The sequence below is a fragment of the Rubinisphaera margarita genome, from assembly GCF_022267515.1.
GTDB lineage: Bacteria > Planctomycetota > Planctomycetia > Planctomycetales > Planctomycetaceae > Rubinisphaera > Rubinisphaera margarita.
Window position 1 is genome coordinate 311,743 of the sequence record NZ_JAKFGB010000009.1, and the last position, 17,747, is coordinate 329,489.

The following is a 17,747-nucleotide window of genomic DNA, read 5'->3' on the forward strand; positions in this document are numbered from 1 at the left end:
GCACATGCTGAAATCAAAACGCCTGCCACGTCCGGCAGGCGTTTTTCGTTGCGCGCTTTGATCAAGTCTCGCTGACCGGCTCGGTCGGGCGTGGATTTTGCCACTGGATCCGCCAAGGCGGCTCGAAGATCAGATAGGTAGCGAGGGCCAGCCCGGTAATTGTCAGCGACAGCGGGACTGGCCAGAGTTCTGGCGACAGATGCGGCCCCAGAAAGCTCTCCCAGTTCTTGAAGTAGTGACCGGCCCATAACGCGAATCCGACACTCATGCTCGCCACAGCGGGCCATTCGCTCCGCGGGCGGGTGTAGAGGCCGAACATCATCGGGACGAACAGCCCAACCATCGTCAGCAGATACGCCTCTTCCAGCAGGGCATAGGCGCTTTCGCCGGCATACGCGACAGCCAGGCTGCACAACGCGACGAAGAGCACCGCATATCGATTCCGTTTGAGCAGGTCCCCCTCCAGAAACCGGCGGCCCACGTTCTGTGCCAGCACGCTGGCGGGCGAGAGGATCGCACTGTCGATCGTCGAAAGAATCGCCGACATCACGGTGACGACAAACACGATCGCCAGAACGGGGTTGAGGAACGCATGGGCCAGTGCCGGCAGAATGGCCTGGTTGACGTCCTCCGGAAACAGCAGGTTTCCGGCGAGAGCCAGGATGAGCGGGAGCGTGCCGAACAACAGATAGACCCCGCCGGCGATCAGGCAGGCATTGCGGGCCGTCCGATCAGATCGAGCGGCGAAGATCCGCTGCATCAAATCCTGCCCCGGGAGATTGCCGAGTGCTCCGGTGAGAAACAGTCCGAGCCATCCCCAGAACAGGGCCAGGTCGTCGAACGGAATGAGCGTTCTGTGTTCCGCCGGAGTTTGTGCCCAGACTGCTGCCGCACCGGTCGCTGGATTGCCATTGCCGACGTCTGTCAGCACGACCGTCGTCAAGATGACCAGCCCCAGCAGCACCAGCGAGATCTGCACAGCGTCTGTCAGGGTGACCGACCACATGCCTCCCATCAGCGTGTAACCGGTTCCGACGACGGCGACGAGGGCCAGTCCATAGGGGACAGGTAAGCCGAAGAACAACTCCAGCATCCCGGCAAGGGCGGTGAACTGAGCGGCGATCCATCCAAAGTAACTTGGTACGAGGATGAACGACGAGACCCATTCGGCAGACGGGCCGAAGCGGATGCGGAAGAGATCGGGCACGGTGAGGATCTTCATCCGCCAGATTGGACCGGCGACAAACAGTCCAGCCAGGAGAAGGCAGCAACCAGCCCCGAACGGGTCGAGAGCCGCAGCCTGAAGCCCTTCATTGCGAACTTCATCGGCGGCAGCAAGCAGCGTCCCGGCTCCGAACCAGGTCGCCAGCAGCGTCATCCATGCCAGTGAAAGAGGGAGCTGACGCCCTGCCACCAGGAAGTCTTCGGCGTTGGAGATTCTGCGTTGAGCAATGTAGCCGATGGCGTACATCACGATCAGATAAATCAGAATCGTGATCCCAAGCATCCACTGGACCGAAGCAGAAATCTCCAAAGGGCACTCCAGCGCAAGATTCAAGGGACTCGGGTTTCAGCAGAGCGGAGCGATTATAAAGAAGCCGAGTGTCGAGCGTCCACGATCGGGTTCCGTCGGCGGAGGAGTTTGGTTTCCGCAGGCGGGGACTGTAGAATTGGACAACATCCGTTGCAGGACTCCGCCTCTCGATTCGGGAAATCTCCACCCCCGACGGAAAGACCGCTCATGTTGATTTCGTCTCGCCTTTCGTTACTTCTGCTGATCGCATTCACCGCAGGCTGCGCGGAGAAACCTCAGCCCGCCACCGAGACCGTCTCGGTCAGTGCCGAGCCCGCTTCTCCCGCACCAGCATCGGGTGCTCTTGAGAGTCCGGAACAGGAACCGGTCGATCGCGAACCGGCGGCCACACCAGAGCCTGCTCCGGGCCTGCCGGTCATCACCTTTGGAGGGGGCGAGGAGGCCATGCAGCCGGGCCAGTCCGCGACGGCATCTGGCTCGCCAGCAGCGAGCGAACAGCAGGCCGAAACAATCATCTCCGCTCTCAAGGACTTGCAGATTCTGCTCGGAACCTGGCGAGGCATCACGCAGAAGAATTTCGATGGTTCCAAGTCGCTCGACGAAACCAACTGGGTCTGGGACTTCAAGACCGACAAGGCTCGTCCGGCACTGATCATGGCCTCGGGGGCGAACCCGTATTATCGCCAGGCGCGGATGACTTACGATCCGGCTCAGAAGCAGTATCAACTGCAGTTGACTGACCCCGAGGGGACGACTGCTGACTTTACGGGCGAGTTTACCGCGGAGATCGTTGACGAACCGGGCGACGACGACAAGCCGCAACGGACTTACAAGCTGCAGTTCACCGAAACGGGAGATGCCGACAAGCCACGTCGGTTCGTGTTGAATCAGCAGAACAACAATCGTTATCTGCTCGAAGTGTATGAACAGCGGGGCAGCGGCGACCGTTTCTTCCGGATTGATACTGTTTCCACCCAGCGCGAAGGGACTTCGATGGCCCTCATCGATGAGGGATACGGCGAACGGACCTGCATCATCTCGGGCGGACTCGGAACGATGACGGTCAGCTATCAGGGCAAAACGTTCTACGTCTGCTGCACAGGCTGTAAGGCGGCCTTCGAAGAGGATCCGGAACGTTGGATCGCTCGTGCCGAAGAGGCCAAATAGGCCCAACCGTCGCGAACCGTCTTGCCTTTCAGTCAGGGCTGCCTATAACCGAAGTAACGGCCAACGAGAACAGTCTCCCCGCATCGTACGCGGGTTGCTTCTACTGATGAGTCCCCACCTGAATCGAAGGAACAACTAATGACGGAATTCAAGCGGCAAGTCCTTCCGGACGGTAAGAACGCGAAGGTTGTTGAAACCCTGCAGACACGTCTGGTCGACCTGATTGATCTGTCGCTGCAGCTCAAGCAGGCCCACTGGTGCGTCGTCGGCCACAACTTCCGAGCCGTGCACCTGCAGCTGGATGAAATCATCGACGATGTCCGCATGGGATCGGATGAAGTCGCCGAACGAATCTCAACCCTCGGCATCGCTCCAGATGGTCGTGCCTCGACCGTGGCGGAAACGTCTTCACTGGCCAAGATGGAAGCGGACTTCGTCTCGGCTTCGCACACCGTCACCATTGTGGCCGATCATCTGCAGACCACGATCAATGGGCTGCGGGAATCGATCGAACTTCTGGGGGACCTCGATCCCATCAGCGAGGATTTGCTGATCGGCATCACCGGCGGCCTGGAAAAACATCTGTGGATGGTGCAGTCGCAGGAAGAGTAATTTCTCCGCTGAAATCAGACTCAAACGGGACGTGCTGAACGGCACGTCCCGTTTTTTATTGGGCGAGTGTCTGTCGCGGTTCGCGATTCCGGAGCAGGGGGATTAAACTGGCAGAACGCGAGTTCTTTCGCTCCTTTCTGGTCCCCCTTCTTCAGGATACCTCGGCTCATGTCTTCGGATGATCCGCGCATGCTGGCTCGTGAAGCGCACTACCAGCGTTTCCTGGGGCCGATGAACGACAACGTCATGCATTCGACGGATGTCAAACCGGTGCATATCGACATCTACCAGTTCGAGCCAACCGAGGAGCGACCGTACTGGACGTTGATCACAGGCGGAATGAGCGATCAGCGGCAGATCCAGCCGGAAGACTGTGCCGAGCATATGTCGCCCCGGTCGGAAATCATGATGTACGTCACCGAGCCGAAGCCGTGGATGTTCGATGTTCTGAAGGGCCTCGCGGAGATGCCCTTTGACCACGACACATTCCTCCATTGGTGGCATACGGTTCCGAATGGCAAGCCGATGACGGCAGAGCCTTCGGAGCTGACCTCGTATTTTTTTGTTCCCCCGTATTTTGAGGCTGTCGAGTTTGGTGACCTGAAAATAGAAGACGATCTGGTCGACGTTCTCCTGTTGATTCCGATTACTGACAGCGAGCGTGCATACGCACGGCAGCACGGATCTCAGGCTTTCGAGAAGTTGATTGAGAAGGTCGATCTCTCCCCCGTGGTCGACGAATCCCGGACATCGATCGTCTGATCATCGAGCCGAACATTCACTTGATTCGGACTGTTTATTTCGCACATCCATCGGAAGGATCATTATGCAGGAAATTCGTGTCGGTATTCGCATTACCCCTGATGGCCTGGAGTTTTTCGGCATCGAGAAAGTCAACGGCTTGATCAATCGCGGGGGAAAGGTTGTTTCCGTTTCAGGCGGATCGGCTGTGATGCAGAAGCTGGGCGAAGACGAAAGCGACGTTCAGCTCACGCTCTCAGGCTGCGATCTGTGCGTCAACATCGATGAGGAACCTGTGAAATGGTCGGCGGAATCGCAGGAGCATGATCGCCTCTATAAAGCCGGGGCCGCCCTCATCGATCCCTATATGAAACTGAACGGTCGCGAGGCGAAGACGCCCGACACGCCCGAAGCGACAGACGATCTGGAGCGGGGGATTCAGGACCTGCGAGCCGTGATACAGATCAACCCGGCCAACTGGGCTGCCTATTGGGTCATCGGCAAAGCCTGCCAGGCTCTGGATCGATCCGAAGAAGCCTGCGAGGCGTTCAAACAGGCCTATGCCCTGGAGAAGACCAATCCGGATGTGGCCCGCGAGTACGTGTTCGAGTGCCTTAAGCTGGGAAAAACCGATCCGGCGGTCCGCGCCGCACGGCACGCGGTCGGACTGGTCCCCGACAACGCGGGGCTCATCGCCAATCTTGGCCTCGCCTTGCTGATTCGCGGCGATCTGCAGGAAGCCGAAGAGACGATCAACCAGTCGCTGCAGCTGAATCCCGCGGATCAGATTACGCACAATCTGCAGCGAATCCTGGGCGAAGTTCAAACCGGCGAACGTCCGCAGCCCCAGAAGTTGTCGGACCTGCAGATGTGAGCCGTGCGGTCTTCAACCGCGCATGAAAAAGGCCCCGCCCGAAAACGAGCGGAGCCTTTTTTTATTTCGTCGCGGTCAGATTACATGGTAGCAATCTTGGCGATAAGGTCGGCGGTCCGGCAGGAGTAGCCGTATTCGTTGTCGTACCAGCTCAGAACCTTGACCATGTTGCCATTGATCACGCTGGTCCAGCTGGAATCGAAGATGCTGCTGTAGGTGCTGCCAACGATGTCGCTGGAGACGATCGGGTCCTCGTTGTAGTAGAGGATGCCCTTGAGTTCGCCTTCGGCGGCTTCCTTCATGGCGGCATTGATCTGCTCAGCGGTCACTTCCTTGCTCAGGGTCGCGACCAGGTCGGTCACGCTTCCGGAAGGAACTGGGACCCGCAGGCTGATTCCGGTCAGCTTGCCATTGAGTTCCGGCAGAACCAGACCAACAGCCTTGGCGGCACCGGTCGAGGTCGGAATGATGTTCAGAGCAGCCGCGCGAGCACGGTGCGGATCGGAGTGGTACTGATCCGAAACACGCTGATCGTTAGTGTAAGCGTGGACGGTAGTCATCAGGCCGCTGACGATGCCGAACTTTTCCTGCAGAACCTTGGCCATCGGAGCCAGGCAGTTCGTCGTGCAGCTCGCGTTTGAGATGCACTGGTGCTCTGGCTTGAGGTCCTTGTCGTTCACACCCAGAACCACGGTCAGGTCCGGCTTGTCTTTGGCCGGAGCAGACAGGACGACCTTGCGGGCGCCCGCTTCGAGGTGGCTGTCGTAACCCGGTTTGCCATTGGCAGCCCGAGCGGTGAAGATGCCGGTCGACTCCAGAGCGACATCGACTTTCATGTCTTTCCACGGCAGAGCGGCAGGATTGCGCTCAGCGATCACCTTGATCTTCTTGCCATTGACGACCAGCGAATCGCCGTCGACGCCGACTTCGCCGGGGAAGCGACCCTGAACCGAGTCGTACTTCAGCAGCATCGCCAGAGCTTTCGGATCGCCCAGGTCGTTGATGGCGACGATGTCGAACTCTTCTGGGCGAGCAGCCATGGCTCGGAACGAAATACGGCCGATACGGCCAAAACCATTAATACCAACGCGAACTGCAGCCACGGCGAGTCCCCTTTCTGGATGGTGTGTGCTTGAGACGATTGTGTCCCCGGGATTCAGCCCCAGGGGTTCCGAGACGATCTGCTCGGGATTTGCAACGTTTTTCCGATGCTTTGAGCCGCGAAGTATATCGCGTCCCCGTGGTCCCCTCAACCAACGCGGGGCTGTCGGGGAAACGTATCAGCAGGCTCGTATCCTTGCCCTTCGGGCTCCACTGGACGGGATTTCCCGAGTTCTTATGATGCGGAGGTCCCAGCCCCCAGCAAAACAAGGATGCCTTCATGCGAGTGCTGTTTGTCGAATCGCCCCGCTGCAGGAGATTCTCACCGATTGCCCTGCTGCGTCCAGTCTTCGAACTCCTCTGCGGCACCCGATCCATGCGTCAGCGCGTGCTCGACACTCTCCAGCCGGACGAGTGGGGCGTGGTTGTACGTCCCAGCCTGGCGGCAGTTTACGCCGAAGAGTTCCCCGAGGCCCGGGTGAATGACCTCGAATGGATCAACGCGGGAGCGACCGTGCTGGTCGACGGAACCTGGCTGGGCGATCCCCGAGAATTAGCCGCCGCGGCCAGCACCGACACTTCGTTCGTCCGGCAATTCGAGCCGAAAACAGCCGCCTTCGAATCGCTGGAGCAGATTTCCGAGCTTTTTTCAGCGGATTCATCAGCGGAGGGAAGGGGACACGTCCTGCGGTACCCCTGGGAGCTGATCAATCACAATGGTGAGATGATCACTCTCGATTTCGAACTGCTGAAATCGCAGCGAGCAGCCGGCCAGGAGATCCCGCCGGGTTCATTAAGCAGCGGATCGAGCGCAGATCAGGTCTTCATCCACCCAACTGCCAGCATCGAGCCGTTTGTTGCGATCAATGCGGAAGCTGGTCCGGTGATTGTCGACGAAGGGGCTGTGATTCAGTCCTTCACCCGGTTGGAGGGCCCCTGTTACATCGGCCGGGAGACGCAGTTGTTTCGAGCCAACGTCCGTGGAGAGACCTCCTTCGGGCCGGTCTGCCGCGTTGGGGGAGAGATCGAAGCCAGCATCATTCATGGCTACGCCAATAAGTATCACGACGGCTTCCTGGGGCACAGTTATGTTTGTCCGTGGGTCAACCTGGGTGCACTCACCTCCAACAGCGACCTGAAGAACGATTACTCGACCGTCAAATTCCCTCTCGGAACGGAGTACATTGCCACCGGCGAGAAGAAGATCGGCTGCCTGATCGGCGACCACGCCAAGACGGCCATCGGCACACTGTTTAATACCGGTTCCAATGTCGGTGTGATGTCGATGGTCCTGCCAGCCGGCCGACTCTGTCCTAAGCACATCCCCAGCTTCACGCGGCTATGGCACGGAGCTCTCGACGATCAACTCGATCTTGAAGCCGCCCTCAATACAGCCGCCACCGCGATGGGCCGCCGCAAGCACGAACTGACCGCCGCCCAGCGCGAACTGCTCACGACGCTCCGTGAAGAGACCTCGGAAGAACGAACCGCCGCAATCAACCGGTAGCCAGACCCCAGCTATGCTTCGGGGAGAACTGACAGTAATCGCCTGCAGGGGTGGCCGTGATAGCTCTGCGGTCAGGGCGGCGAAGCCGTCGGAGGACGCAGTTTGGCAAGGACGAGAATTCAGCCCTGCTGTGTCCTCCCCTCGGAAAGTTCCTCAGCAAGAAGCCGTCCAATCCCGTGCTCCCACGGCTGCGCCGCCCCGAAAGAATCTTTCGGGGCCACCCCTCGACCACGCTTGCATCGCATTTGCACGAGGCTGGCCGGATGGCTCAGACGCGTGCGTCTAAGTGGCGGAGCCACAAGAAGTCGCTGACCGACGCACTTCGTCTGTTCGGCCGGACCTCCATGAAGATTCTGGATGGTCGGTTTAGGGAGTAACCGCCGCTCAAGACAGGCCTCCTGTTGCTCCGCAATACAGAGATGAATCTCTGTTCCATCCTTTTGGGATCGGGCAGGCAACGATTTTTTTGCGTGGCCACCCTCGCAGAGTGCAGTCACTCCCTTGCATCAGAACAGTTCGTGAATCGGCTTGGTTCCAAAGTCGACCAGCGGGAATGGGCGGCCAGCCGGGCCGGGAAGGTGGGTTTCCAGGTCGAGTCCCAGGCTGTGAAAGATCGTGGCGACGACTTCGGAGGGGTTGACCGGACGCTCGTCGGGATAGGCTCCAATAGAGTCACTCTTGCCGACCACGCGGCCTCCTTTCACGCCTCCACCCGCGAAGTAGGTCGTGAAGCACTGCGGCCAGTGATCGCGCCCGCCAGCGGGATTCACACGCGGCGTGCGGCCGAATTCCGCGAGATTGCAGACCAGTGTCTTTTCAAGGAGTCCACGTTCTTCGAGATCCGTGATCAGTGCTCCGTAAGCCTGGTCGTACATCGGAGCGACCTGGTCGCGCATCTGTTCGATGGAAGCGAACGGCTTGGTGCCGTGGATATCCCAGGAGATCTCATCGAACACCGTCATGAACGTGTTGACCGTGACGAAGCGGACTCCGGCTTCGATAAGACGGCGCGCAAGCAGGCAGCACTGTCCGAAGCGTGACATGCCGTACCGTTCGCGAACGGTCTTCGGCTCTTTCTCCAGGTCAAACGCTCCCCGGGCCTGCGGGCTGTTGATGAGGCGGTATGCGGATTGAAAGTTGTCGCTCATCAGCTTCGCGTTTTCGCTCGACTCGAACGCGGACAACTTCGATTCGACAATATCCCGCAGCGCCCGCCGGCGTTCCAGGCGCACTTCGCCCAGGCTGCTTGGCGGCAGCAGGTCGGGCACTTTGAAGTTCGGTTTCGACGGATCGGCATTCAGCACGAAAGGATCGTAGGCCTTGCCGAGAAATCCAGCCGACTGACCGTGCGGAAGATTTCCGCCGGTGCGTCCCATCATCTCCGGCAGAACGACATGAGCGGGCAGGTCGGTTTTGCGGCCGCGAAGATAGCTGAGCACGCAGCCGGCATGCGGGGTCTCAACGCCGCCGGTAAACAGCCGGCCGGTCTGCAGCATCTGGTGTCCGGTGTCGTGCACGGCTGCAGCTGTGTGATAGCAGCTGCGCACAAGGGAGAACTTGTCGGCCAGCCGGGCGTGTTCGGGCAGGATCTCGCTGATGTCGAAGTCGGCGTTCTTCGTGGCGATCGGTTTGAAGGGGCCTCGGATCTCGGCGGGAGCGTCCGGCTTCATGTCGAAGCAGTCGATCTGGCTGGGGGCTCCGAGGTTGAAGATCATGATCACGGAGCGATCGCTGTCTTGATCCTTTCGAGAGGCCTGTTCGGCCTGGAGCAACTGGGGAAGAGAGAGCCCGACTGCGCTCAGGCTTCCCACGTTAAGCAGATCCCGTCGCGTCATCCCATCGCATGTATGGGCGGTTCCCCGGCCAAGAAGGTCCAGCATGGTTGCACCTGTCGCATTACGTCCTCTTCGGGGTGCGTCGTACGGCCGGGAAAGCCGGGCGGTTCTCGACAGGAAAGTCGCTAGAAACCGCGGTCGTCGTACCCCTTCCTCAACAATCCAAGATACATCCGCCCGTCGCCGAATTCAATTCGGAACTCGCCGATGAGTGAGCCGGGCAGCGCATGGAAAAAGGGGGACACCGCGTGGCCGGGCGTTCCCCCTCGTTGATTCAAATTGCAGACGACAGGTGTTACCCGGCGATCGCCGAGGAATCTTTCCGTTCGTCATCCTGAGGTGCCGCTGCGTTATTGCAGAGTTCCTCGCGAAGGATGCTCATGTCGCGGGGCGCCTCGATCCCCAGCCGGACCGTGTTCGGTCCGATGCGGACAACGGTGATGGCGACGTCGTCACCGATGCGAATCTTCTCACCCGACTTCCTTGAAAGTACCAGCATTGCTCTTCCTCCAGCTAACGCCTGATGCGGCTTGAATGGTGATTGGGGGGCGGCAGGCGGCCTCAAAAAGAAGGGAGTTCTTCGAGGCGACACCCGGCCGTGATATTAGTTATCGCCATCCCGAGATCAGATTGATGATATCATCAATTAGATTACAACTCCGGCGGCGAAGAATCCAGACGAGTTCGTGCGAAAACCGCATTAACTCGCAAGGGAGTTACAACCCGCATTTCATGCATTTGGTGTCTGTGGTTAAGGCATATTGCCTGTCCGGTGCGCGTTCTGGTCGACGAGTGTCGCATTTGCGACAACTCGCCAGGGGTGCTCTGGGGAGGTTCGGGCGTGACTCTCGTGGGGGTGCCCTGTTTTTGGGCATATGTTGTTGCTGGGTGCGCTGCTTAAATGGTGGGCATCTTGTTGTGCGGCAAAGTCGGGAGGGGCTTCGAGAGGCGCAGACTGCCTGCTCTCGAAGTTCGGGATACATCAGCTGGGGAGAGAGAAATTCCTGTCCGGCGTTGCTGAGAGGGCTCGGTTGGTGGTAATTCCGAAGCGGATATGCAGAATGGTTTCTGTCCCCAAAACGCGCGAGAGATCTCCCTTTCATTCACCCGCAGTGAGCCGCAGAGGAACAGCATGAATATTGGCATTGTCGGACTGGGTTTCATGGGCATGACGCACTTCGAGGCGGCCCGTTCAGTCAAGTCGGTGAAGGTGCACGCTTTTTCGACTCGCGATCCGAAGAAGCGGAAGGGGAACTGGTCTTCGATCCAGGGCAACTTTGGCCCTCGGGGCAGCAACAAGGTCGACCTGACCGATGTGGTGACCTACGAGAACTATCAAGACCTGCTCAACGATCCGGCCATTGATCTGGTCGACATCTGCCTCCCCGTTCCTCAGCACGAACAGGTGACGATTGAAGCTTTGAAGGCCGGCAAGCATGTGCTGGTCGAGAAGCCGATCACGATCGAACTGGCGGCTGCCAAGCGGATGTTGAAGGCAGCCGACGCCGCCGGGAAGCACCTCATGGTGGCCCACGTCCTGCCGTTCTCTCCGGAGTATCGTTTCCTCGCCGAGTGCATTCGTCAGAAGAAGTACGGCGAACTGCAGGCTCTCAATCTTCGCCGCGTGATTTGTCCGCCGAAGTGGTTGAATCTTCCGGACGATCTGCCATCGCTGGGAGGCTTCGGGATCGATCTGCACATTCATGACAACCACTTCATCTCGGCGACCTGCGGGCTTCCTCAAAAGGTTTTCTCCGTCGGTCAGCTTGAAGCCGGTTTCGTGAACCATACGCAAACCAACTACATCTTCGACAAGGGGCCAGCGATTAGCTGTGTGAGTGGAGCGATTGCTGCTCCCGGGCTGGAGTTCGCTCACGGCTACCAGGCCTTCTTCGAAGACGCCACGATCGAGTTCGATGCAGGAACGTACGGTAAGGACTGGGTCGTGAACCGCCCTCTGACTGTGCTGACGAAGACCGGCCGGATTCAGACGCCGACCCTCAAGGGAGGCAGCGAGTGGTACAGCGCCTTTGCGGAAGAAATGAAGGCCGCTGCCCAGGCTCTTAAGACCGGCGAAGTCCCGGCGGATCTGTCCGGCGTTCACGCCGTCAATGCTCTCAAGCTCTGCCATGCCGAGTTGAAGAGTATTGAATCGGGACGGCTGACTTCGGTCTGAACCCGGCCCGCTTTCCGGGCCTCGTGCGATTGTCCGGCAACTGATACAATCGGACTGCGCCTGACGTCACTGGATCAGACGGCAGGGCAGTTCGGGAAGAAGAAAGTCAGAAGATGAGTCGGCAGTCGAGTTCGGGCGCGAAGAATGTTCTGGGGACACCGCTGATGAGTTGCAGCGAGTCTCCGATGACCGGTTTCTATCGGAACGGCTGTTGCGACACCGGCTCCGGCGACATGGGCGTGCATACCGTCTGCGTGAAGGTGACTGAAGAGTTCCTCGAATACAGTCGGCGTCAAGGCAACGATCTGATCACGCCGATTCCCGAGTACAACTTTCCCGGCCTGAACCCCGGCGATCGCTGGTGCCTCTGCGCTCCCCGCTGGAAAGAAGCCTTCGAAGCCGGCAGAGCACCCGGCGTTGTTCTTGAAGCGACCCACATCGCCACGCTCGAGTTCGTCTCACTGGAAGAACTGCAGCAGCACGCCATCGCCGTCGAGTAAGTTGCACGTCCGTTGATGGAGAGCGCACAGCGTCTTCACGCAGTTCTCGCTCGCCCGGCCTGGTTCATGAGTCTGGGTGAACCCCGACGCTGCTCTCTAGGGATGGTTCACTCCAGAGGAGTGGCGACTGCTGAGGACGAGCGTTCGCCGCGACGTCCACGCACGAGTGGGTTCTCGTCACAGTCGCTGCTACTGATACTCACGCAGTGTTCAACTCGAAAAGGCTTCCCGGAAATATGCTTCCCCATCGGGCTCGCAAGCTGGGTGTGCATTGTGCACAGGCAGGGATGTGAGAGTGCTTGCCGTGCCGCAGCGTGACGTCCTCTGAAGCCGGATCGCTGCCCGTTCTCTTCGTTCAGTTTCTGCGTCGATGCTCGGAGCGGTTCAGTCCTCGGCCGTTGTGATGCGCGCACAAAAAGCACTGCCAGTTTTCCGGCAGTGCTTTTTTCGAGAGAAAGACCGTGCTCCCTTTTACAGGTTGGGCACCTTGATCTGGTCCCGCATGGTGTCGTAGCGGGGATCGCGGAAGACGTCGACAAAGTAGAAGCCGAAGCCGCTGTTGAGTTCCCATTGAGCTCGCTGAGCCCACGGCGTACCCGGATGCTGTTGCTTCACGAATTCGTATTGCTCCTTGGCCTTGTCGAGTTGCTTGTTGAGCTCATCCATATCGACCTTGGTCCGGCGAATCTGCTCTTCATCCGGCTCGCGCATTTTCTTGGTTCGGTTGACGTTCCAGCGGTTGGCATTCGGTTTCTTGGGCTCGGGCATCTGCTTCAGGTGCGAATCGACCGCCAGCATGTACTGGAACAGTCGAACGCGGAATGACAGGCACTGAGCGTATGCCAGATCGTAAGCGGCTCGCCATCGCTGGGAGTCTTCTTTCGCTCGCAGCGGTGCGATCGCTTCGAGTCGACGGACGGCTTCGTTCAGAATGCCGAAGGCTCGCAACGCCCGGCTGGCGTTCTCCAATCCCTCCGGCCGAAACTCTTCCGGAGTGAACGCATACCAGTGCTCTTTGATGTTGAGTTTGTCGTCCTGATAAGGATTCAGCACGGAGATCACGTTCCAGATTTCCTGACGGAACTTGCTCTGGCCTCGTTCCTGTTCGTACTCACGGCGGGCCAGCAGGAGCGGTTGATACTCCTTCATGGCCAGGAACTCGAACTTGCGTTCGAGGTGGCGGGCTCGACCGGCCAGGTTCTCTTCATCACCGGGCAGCATGAAGTAAATCCCACCCGATTCGCGGCAGAGACGAACCTGTTCGTAGCAGCCGAAGCCGCTGGAGAAGGAGTCCCAGCGACGATGCAGGCCATCGTACTGTAGAGCTTCCGGGAAGGCGGTTTCCGGCCCGCGGCGCACGTCGATCCAGAACTTCAGGCCGAACTTGGGATCGGTCCATTCCATGCGGGCATACGGATAACCAAAGATCGCTTCGCGACCCATCAGGTAAACGGGAGCCTTGAATCGCCTGCAGCGCTCGATGGCTTCTTCAACGGCCTGACCGTCGTCGCCCCCTTCGTCGGACAGAACAACAATCGCCAGCTTCCGATGGCCCCGTTGAGCCAGCGGGCCGTACTTGTCGCAGACCGCCATGATCGACTGGAAGAGGTTTTCTTCCCCGGTCGTATCGATGGGAATCTGGTCGATGGCTTTCTTGATTTCCGGGATGTCGGTCGTTGGCTTCGCGGTATGCGTGTTAATTCCCGCACCATAGCTGAGGATGGTCGTCAGCAGTGTCGCGTCGGAATCCTTCCTGGATTTCAGGTTGTCATCCTGCTCCTGGGCAATCTGAAGTTCTTCGTAGACTTTGTGGAACTGATCGCGAATCTCGGCCTGGTCGTCTTTCATACTTTCCGACTCATCGAACAGCCAGACGACATGCACTTTGTCGTTCCGCATCAGGCGGACGATTTCCTGGGTCAGACGACTCATGGCCGCTCCGTACCCTTCCACCACAGCGCCCGTTTCTCCCTTGATCTCCGATTCCCCAAGGTCTTCCCCGAGCATGTTCGCGCCCGGCATCGAGACCTGAGCAACGTTGACCTGAATCTCGGGCTCCTTGAGCGATTCGGAAGTTTCGATTTTCGTCTGGCTGACGGCAGGAGCCGAGGAGCCCCCAGAAGCCGTTGAAATCGCGGCTCCGGAAACGACCGACAGGCTCTCAGAGACTTCGGTGTTGAGGTCGAGTTCCTGAGTAAACTCCTGCTGAGTCCGTTCATCCGTGAAGACGGTTTCGACCGCCACTTCACTGCCGTCATCGAGCAATGTGAACTTGATTAACGCCATCGCCAACAGGATCACCACATGGACCCCGACCGACATCGAGAGGGCGGTGTATTCGCTCGATTTTTTTGACATAATCCTGCTCGTCGCTGATAACGGTGTGAGATAAATTCGGAGGGGCATAAATGTGGATGCCGCAGCCCTACAGCTTGGGGATGTTCTTCGGCTTGGGCGGCTGCTTCATCATCTGCTTCTTCTTTTCTTCTTCAGCCAGAAGCAGCATCGGATCGTTGGGATCGGCCCCGTTCATGCTCGGGACATCGCGGAAGAACTCGTGCCACTCCCATCCCAGGGCCTGTTCTTTCTCGCGTCGTGCCAGCATTTCCCAAGGCGTGCCGGGATGCTCGGTAATCACGCGGGTGAGGTATTCGTCGGCCTGTTCGGCGAGCTTTTTCACCGTCGAGCCGGAAGAGATCTCTTCGGAAGGAACGAGCCGCCAGTGGTTGTTCTTGTCGTCTTCAAACTTCTTCGGGGACGACTTCATTTCGGCACACATTTCATTATACCCGAGAGCCCGGGCCCGCATGGCCAGCACGCGTCCCACGGCCAGGTCAAAGCCGGCCCGCCAGCGGGGTTCGTTGAGCTTGTCGCGATCTTTGATGCCGCTTTCAAGAATGCCCATCAACTGCTGCAGCTGATAGTCGAGCACGGCCAGCGGTTTCTGGGCTTCCGAGACCTGCTGCCGAAGAATGTTGTCGGTATCGGCCCGGAACTGCAGGGTCGGAATCGGAATCGAATTGACGCGCGACTGCTGCGCAGCCATCAGCAGGGCGGCTTTGGCCTTATTCTGCCTGAGTTCGAGGTCAACCAGCCGAATCGGACGATAGTCCGGCGAGTAGCTTCGCATGATGGCCGGATCGAAACTCGTGGCGTCCTGCACGTCAGCCGAGACCAGATACAGCCCGCCCGTTTCGGCACAAAGTCGAGTCAATGCATAGGGACCGAAGCTGGCCGACATCTGGTCGTACTGCCGCTGATTGCCGCCCCAGAATGGCAGGTTGAGCCGCTCCGGATAGATCGTTTCCGGACCCTGGTCGGTCGGGATATCCATCGTAAAAGTCTGGCCATTCTCTTCCCACGTGGTGGTTACGTAAGCCTGGTCGCGGCCAAAGACGGCGGCATTGCCGACACAGTAGACGGGCATGCCGAGTCGCTTGTTGAAGTTGATCGTCTTTTCGAGCAACTCGACGTCGTCTCCCTTTTCATCAGTGACGATGATCAGCATGACGTTGCGACGCAGCTTAGTCTTATAACTCTGCCAGCGATTGGACACCTTGCTTACGGCATCAAACACGAACTCTTTGCCGCTCGTATCCGACTCGATCTCGCGGATCGCCTTGATGAGCTCGGAGACATCGGTCACCGGCTTCTCAGTGATGAACTTGGTTGTTTCCCCATAGCTGACGACAGCCGTTTCGAGAGGGATCTTGTCCTTCTTGGCGGCATCGAGCATGCCGAGCTGCTTGTAAACGATTTCAAATCGCTTGGCGATCGCTTCACGGCGTTCTTCAAGAGAACCGGAGGCATCGAACAGCCAGATCGCGAGCGTCGGCTTGTCGTTGAGAGAGGTGGCGATCTCGAGCGTCAGCCGGTCCATCGCTCCTTCAACGCCACCGGTGTGCTCCGTTTGACCGGCGACTTCGACTGCTTCAACCAGTTCGGCGTCACTGGGACGGCTGACCAGGTCGGTGTTTGGCATTTCGACTTCGAGCAGCTCTTCTTCCAGCTTTTCCTGAACGGGATCCTGTTCAGCCTGCTGAGGATCCTGCGTGGCTGCCAGTGAAGCAGAGAGCGTATCGAAATTGGCTTCAGTGCCGAGCTGATCGGCCACAGTCACGTCGAAGATGTATTTTTCGTCGAGTGGCTCGTCAATTGCACTGCTCAGCAGCAGATTCCGATCTGGATTCTGTGCGACGTATGTGATGCTCGCCATGAGCATCATGATGACGACGTGAACAGCCAGACTGATCGCCCAGGCGGGCGCATCCTTGGCCCGGTCGATAAACGATTGGGGAGATTTATTCAACATGAATGCAAACTCCACGCAGTTCCTGATAGTGGAAATAAACCGGGAGAATCCTCTCTCCACGCCTGCGGCTGCTCGGAGCCGCCTGTTCACGATACCCGGAAAAATGGGGGATCTCAAGCAGATCTCGCCCAATTCCCTGTCCCGCGACGACTTGCAGAGCGATCGAAAAGGTCTGATTCACCCGCGAGTTGCGGAATCGGACCATTGTATTCACCTCCTCACCAGCACGACCCTTCGCAGAAATCCGGCCCCTGCGGCCTGTTTTTCGAGGAATAGTGCGGTCAGAGCCCCTCAGCTGACCCGATATCAACTAAAATCGACCTCCAGTGGAGAGATTTTGTGATCCAAGTCAGCACGATCACCCACAGCGGTGCGCCAGTGTCCAAGTTTATCTTCCAATTGAATCGGCAGAACGGAATTGTTCTGCACGGTCGAAGGTGGGAGCCGGAATCGACGCCGGTCCTGCCGAGATATCTGGTCATCACGCATGGCGCCTGCGAACACGGCGGCCGTTATGTTCAGCTGAGAGAACAAGCCGCGGCTGCCGGCTGGACGACCATCGCGGTCGATCTCCGAGGCCACGGCAACTCAACGGGCAACTATGTGCACGTCGATCGCTTTGACGAATACACGGACGATCTCCGAGCGGTTTGCGAAGATCAACAGCTGCCGCCCGATCGGACCGTCCTTCTCGGTGCCAGCATGGGAGGATTGATTACTCTCCGCACCGTCCAGTCGTTCTGGCGGGAGAAGGGAATCAATCTCTGTTCGGGAATGATCCTCACCTCACCGCTGCTGGCGATCAAGCATCCGATTGAGAACTGGAAAAAGGCGGTGTCCGGGACGCTGTCGAAGTATTTGCCGCGAACCCGCTTTCGCAGCACGATCGATAACAGCCTGCTGTGTCACGATCCGGCGATCCTGCGGCGCAAAGTCGAGGATCCGCTGATCCGCAGTACGGTGACCGCCCGCTGGTACTGCGAAGTCGATCGCGCTCTGAAACATGCCTTCGCGGAAGCCGATTCGGTTCGGGTTCCGACGCTGGTTCTGCAGGGCGGAGCCGATCATGTGGTCGATCCGCTCGCGACGCGTGCCTGGGTCGAGCAGGTTCAGGCACGCGGCACGATCGAAGGACCCGTTTCCGGGAATCGCCTGCCGTTAATCCAGTTCCATTCGCTTCCCGGCTGGTACCATGAAGTGCTGAATGAACCGGGGGCAGACACCGTTCGGACGGCCATTCTCCAGTTCGCCGAGCAGGCCGTCGGCGTACAGAATCGACTGCACTCACCATCACTGTCGCCGATCAATCTGGCCGGCTGCTGAATGGGTCTGGGGAAACGCAAGAAGCCCGCGTCTCCGAGGAAACGCGGGCTTCTTTTTCTATCGAA

The 17,747-nt window shown here is 58.7% G+C and carries 15 protein-coding genes; 8 read left to right on the plus strand and 7 right to left on the minus strand.

Annotated elements, in window-relative coordinates; translation table 11 throughout:
• Positions 1-61 precede the first annotated feature (61 nt).
• Complete coding sequence (locus L1A08_RS04610) at positions 62-1,534, minus strand: sodium:solute symporter family protein (protein ID WP_238754721.1); 1,473 nt, start codon at positions 1,532-1,534, stop codon at positions 62-64.
• A gap of 207 nt (positions 1,535-1,741) precedes the next feature.
• Here L1A08_RS04610 and L1A08_RS04615 point away from each other — a divergent pair, with 207 nt between their 5' ends.
• The 4 genes from L1A08_RS04615 (at position 1,742) to L1A08_RS04630 (ending at position 4,928) form a co-directional block, all read left to right on the plus strand.
• A complete protein-coding gene (locus tag L1A08_RS04615; RefSeq protein ID WP_238754723.1) occupies positions 1,742-2,701 on the plus strand; it encodes a hypothetical protein in 960 nt (319 codons plus the stop codon).
• Positions 2,702-2,839: 138 nt separating this feature from the next.
• Positions 2,840-3,313: a Dps family protein gene (locus L1A08_RS04620; protein ID WP_238754725.1), complete on the plus strand. Its 474-nt coding sequence runs from the start codon at positions 2,840-2,842 to the stop codon at positions 3,311-3,313.
• A gap of 168 nt (positions 3,314-3,481) precedes the next feature.
• Positions 3,482-4,075, plus strand: coding sequence for a suppressor of fused domain protein (locus L1A08_RS04625; protein WP_238754727.1), 594 nt, complete (start codon positions 3,482-3,484; stop codon positions 4,073-4,075).
• A gap of 64 nt (positions 4,076-4,139) precedes the next feature.
• Positions 4,140-4,928, plus strand: a complete 789-nt coding sequence (locus tag L1A08_RS04630; protein WP_238754729.1) for a tetratricopeptide repeat protein — start codon at positions 4,140-4,142, stop codon at positions 4,926-4,928.
• An 80-nt stretch (positions 4,929-5,008) separates the two neighbouring features.
• Here the strand turns inward: L1A08_RS04630 and gap are convergent, their stop codons facing one another.
• Positions 5,009-6,031 (minus strand): type I glyceraldehyde-3-phosphate dehydrogenase, encoded by a 1,023-nt coding sequence (gene gap / locus L1A08_RS04635; protein WP_315860550.1) that lies wholly within the window; start codon positions 6,029-6,031, stop codon positions 5,009-5,011.
• A gap of 278 nt (positions 6,032-6,309) precedes the next feature.
• Here gap and L1A08_RS04640 point away from each other — a divergent pair, with 278 nt between their 5' ends.
• Positions 6,310-7,536, plus strand: a complete 1,227-nt coding sequence (locus L1A08_RS04640; protein WP_238754733.1) for a putative sugar nucleotidyl transferase — start codon at positions 6,310-6,312, stop codon at positions 7,534-7,536.
• Positions 7,537-8,042: 506 nt separating this feature from the next.
• Here the strand turns inward: L1A08_RS04640 and L1A08_RS04645 are convergent.
• Both L1A08_RS04645 and L1A08_RS04650 read right to left on the minus strand, forming a co-directional pair.
• A complete protein-coding gene (locus L1A08_RS04645; protein WP_238754735.1) occupies positions 8,043-9,416 on the minus strand; it encodes a DUF1501 domain-containing protein in 1,374 nt (457 codons plus the stop codon).
• A 250-nt stretch (positions 9,417-9,666) separates the two neighbouring features.
• Positions 9,667-9,870 carry a carbon storage regulator gene (locus tag L1A08_RS04650; RefSeq protein ID WP_238754737.1) on the minus strand — a complete coding sequence of 68 codons (204 nt, stop codon included), beginning with the start codon at positions 9,868-9,870 and terminating at the stop codon, positions 9,667-9,669.
• Positions 9,871-10,503: 633 nt separating this feature from the next.
• Here L1A08_RS04650 and L1A08_RS04655 point away from each other — a divergent pair.
• Positions 10,504-11,547 (plus strand): Gfo/Idh/MocA family protein, encoded by a 1,044-nt coding sequence (locus L1A08_RS04655; RefSeq protein ID WP_238754739.1) that lies wholly within the window; start codon positions 10,504-10,506, stop codon positions 11,545-11,547.
• A gap of 113 nt (positions 11,548-11,660) precedes the next feature.
• Positions 11,661-12,047: a DUF2237 family protein gene (locus tag L1A08_RS04660; protein ID WP_238754740.1), complete on the plus strand. Its 387-nt coding sequence runs from the start codon at positions 11,661-11,663 to the stop codon at positions 12,045-12,047.
• Between the two features lie 471 nt (positions 12,048-12,518).
• Here the strand turns inward: L1A08_RS04660 and L1A08_RS04665 are convergent, their stop codons facing one another.
• The 3 genes from L1A08_RS04665 to L1A08_RS04675 form a co-directional block, all read right to left on the minus strand.
• Entirely contained in the window at positions 12,519-14,405 is a 1,887-nt protein-coding gene (locus L1A08_RS04665) for a vWA domain-containing protein (protein ID WP_238754742.1), read from the minus strand.
• A 67-nt stretch (positions 14,406-14,472) separates the two neighbouring features.
• Positions 14,473-16,359, minus strand: a complete 1,887-nt coding sequence (locus L1A08_RS04670; RefSeq protein ID WP_238754744.1) for a vWA domain-containing protein — start codon at positions 16,357-16,359, stop codon at positions 14,473-14,475.
• Entirely contained in the window at positions 16,349-16,564 is a 216-nt protein-coding gene (locus L1A08_RS04675) for a hypothetical protein (RefSeq protein WP_238754747.1), read from the minus strand. Before L1A08_RS04675 ends, L1A08_RS04670 begins: the two co-directional genes overlap by 11 nt.
• A gap of 173 nt (positions 16,565-16,737) precedes the next feature.
• On the opposite strand from L1A08_RS04675, the gene L1A08_RS04680 reads away from it, so the two are divergent.
• Entirely contained in the window at positions 16,738-17,682 is a 945-nt protein-coding gene (locus L1A08_RS04680) for an alpha/beta hydrolase (RefSeq protein ID WP_238754749.1), read from the plus strand.
• The last annotated feature ends 65 nt before the right edge of the window (positions 17,683-17,747 follow it).

Coding starts and splice junctions, on each gene's coding strand:
- L1A08_RS04615 (WP_238754723.1), top strand. CDS start 1,742: ATGTTGATTTCGTCTCGCCTTTCGTTACTTCTGCTGATCGCATTCACC.
- L1A08_RS04620 (WP_238754725.1), top strand. CDS start 2,840: ATGACGGAATTCAAGCGGCAAGTCCTTCCGGACGGTAAGAACGCGAAG.
- L1A08_RS04625 (WP_238754727.1), top strand. CDS start 3,482: ATGTCTTCGGATGATCCGCGCATGCTGGCTCGTGAAGCGCACTACCAG.
- L1A08_RS04630 (WP_238754729.1), top strand. CDS start 4,140: ATGCAGGAAATTCGTGTCGGTATTCGCATTACCCCTGATGGCCTGGAG.
- L1A08_RS04640 (WP_238754733.1), top strand. CDS start 6,310: ATGCGAGTGCTGTTTGTCGAATCGCCCCGCTGCAGGAGATTCTCACCG.
- L1A08_RS04645 (WP_238754735.1), bottom strand. CDS start 9,416: ATGCTGGACCTTCTTGGCCGGGGAACCGCCCATACATGCGATGGGATG.
- L1A08_RS04650 (WP_238754737.1), bottom strand. CDS start 9,870: ATGCTGGTACTTTCAAGGAAGTCGGGTGAGAAGATTCGCATCGGTGAC.
- L1A08_RS04655 (WP_238754739.1), top strand. CDS start 10,504: ATGAATATTGGCATTGTCGGACTGGGTTTCATGGGCATGACGCACTTC.
- L1A08_RS04660 (WP_238754740.1), top strand. CDS start 11,661: ATGAGTCGGCAGTCGAGTTCGGGCGCGAAGAATGTTCTGGGGACACCG.
- L1A08_RS04665 (WP_238754742.1), bottom strand. CDS start 14,405: ATGTCAAAAAAATCGAGCGAATACACCGCCCTCTCGATGTCGGTCGGG.
- L1A08_RS04670 (WP_238754744.1), bottom strand. CDS start 16,359: ATGTTGAATAAATCTCCCCAATCGTTTATCGACCGGGCCAAGGATGCG.
- L1A08_RS04675 (WP_238754747.1), bottom strand. CDS start 16,564: ATGGTCCGATTCCGCAACTCGCGGGTGAATCAGACCTTTTCGATCGCT.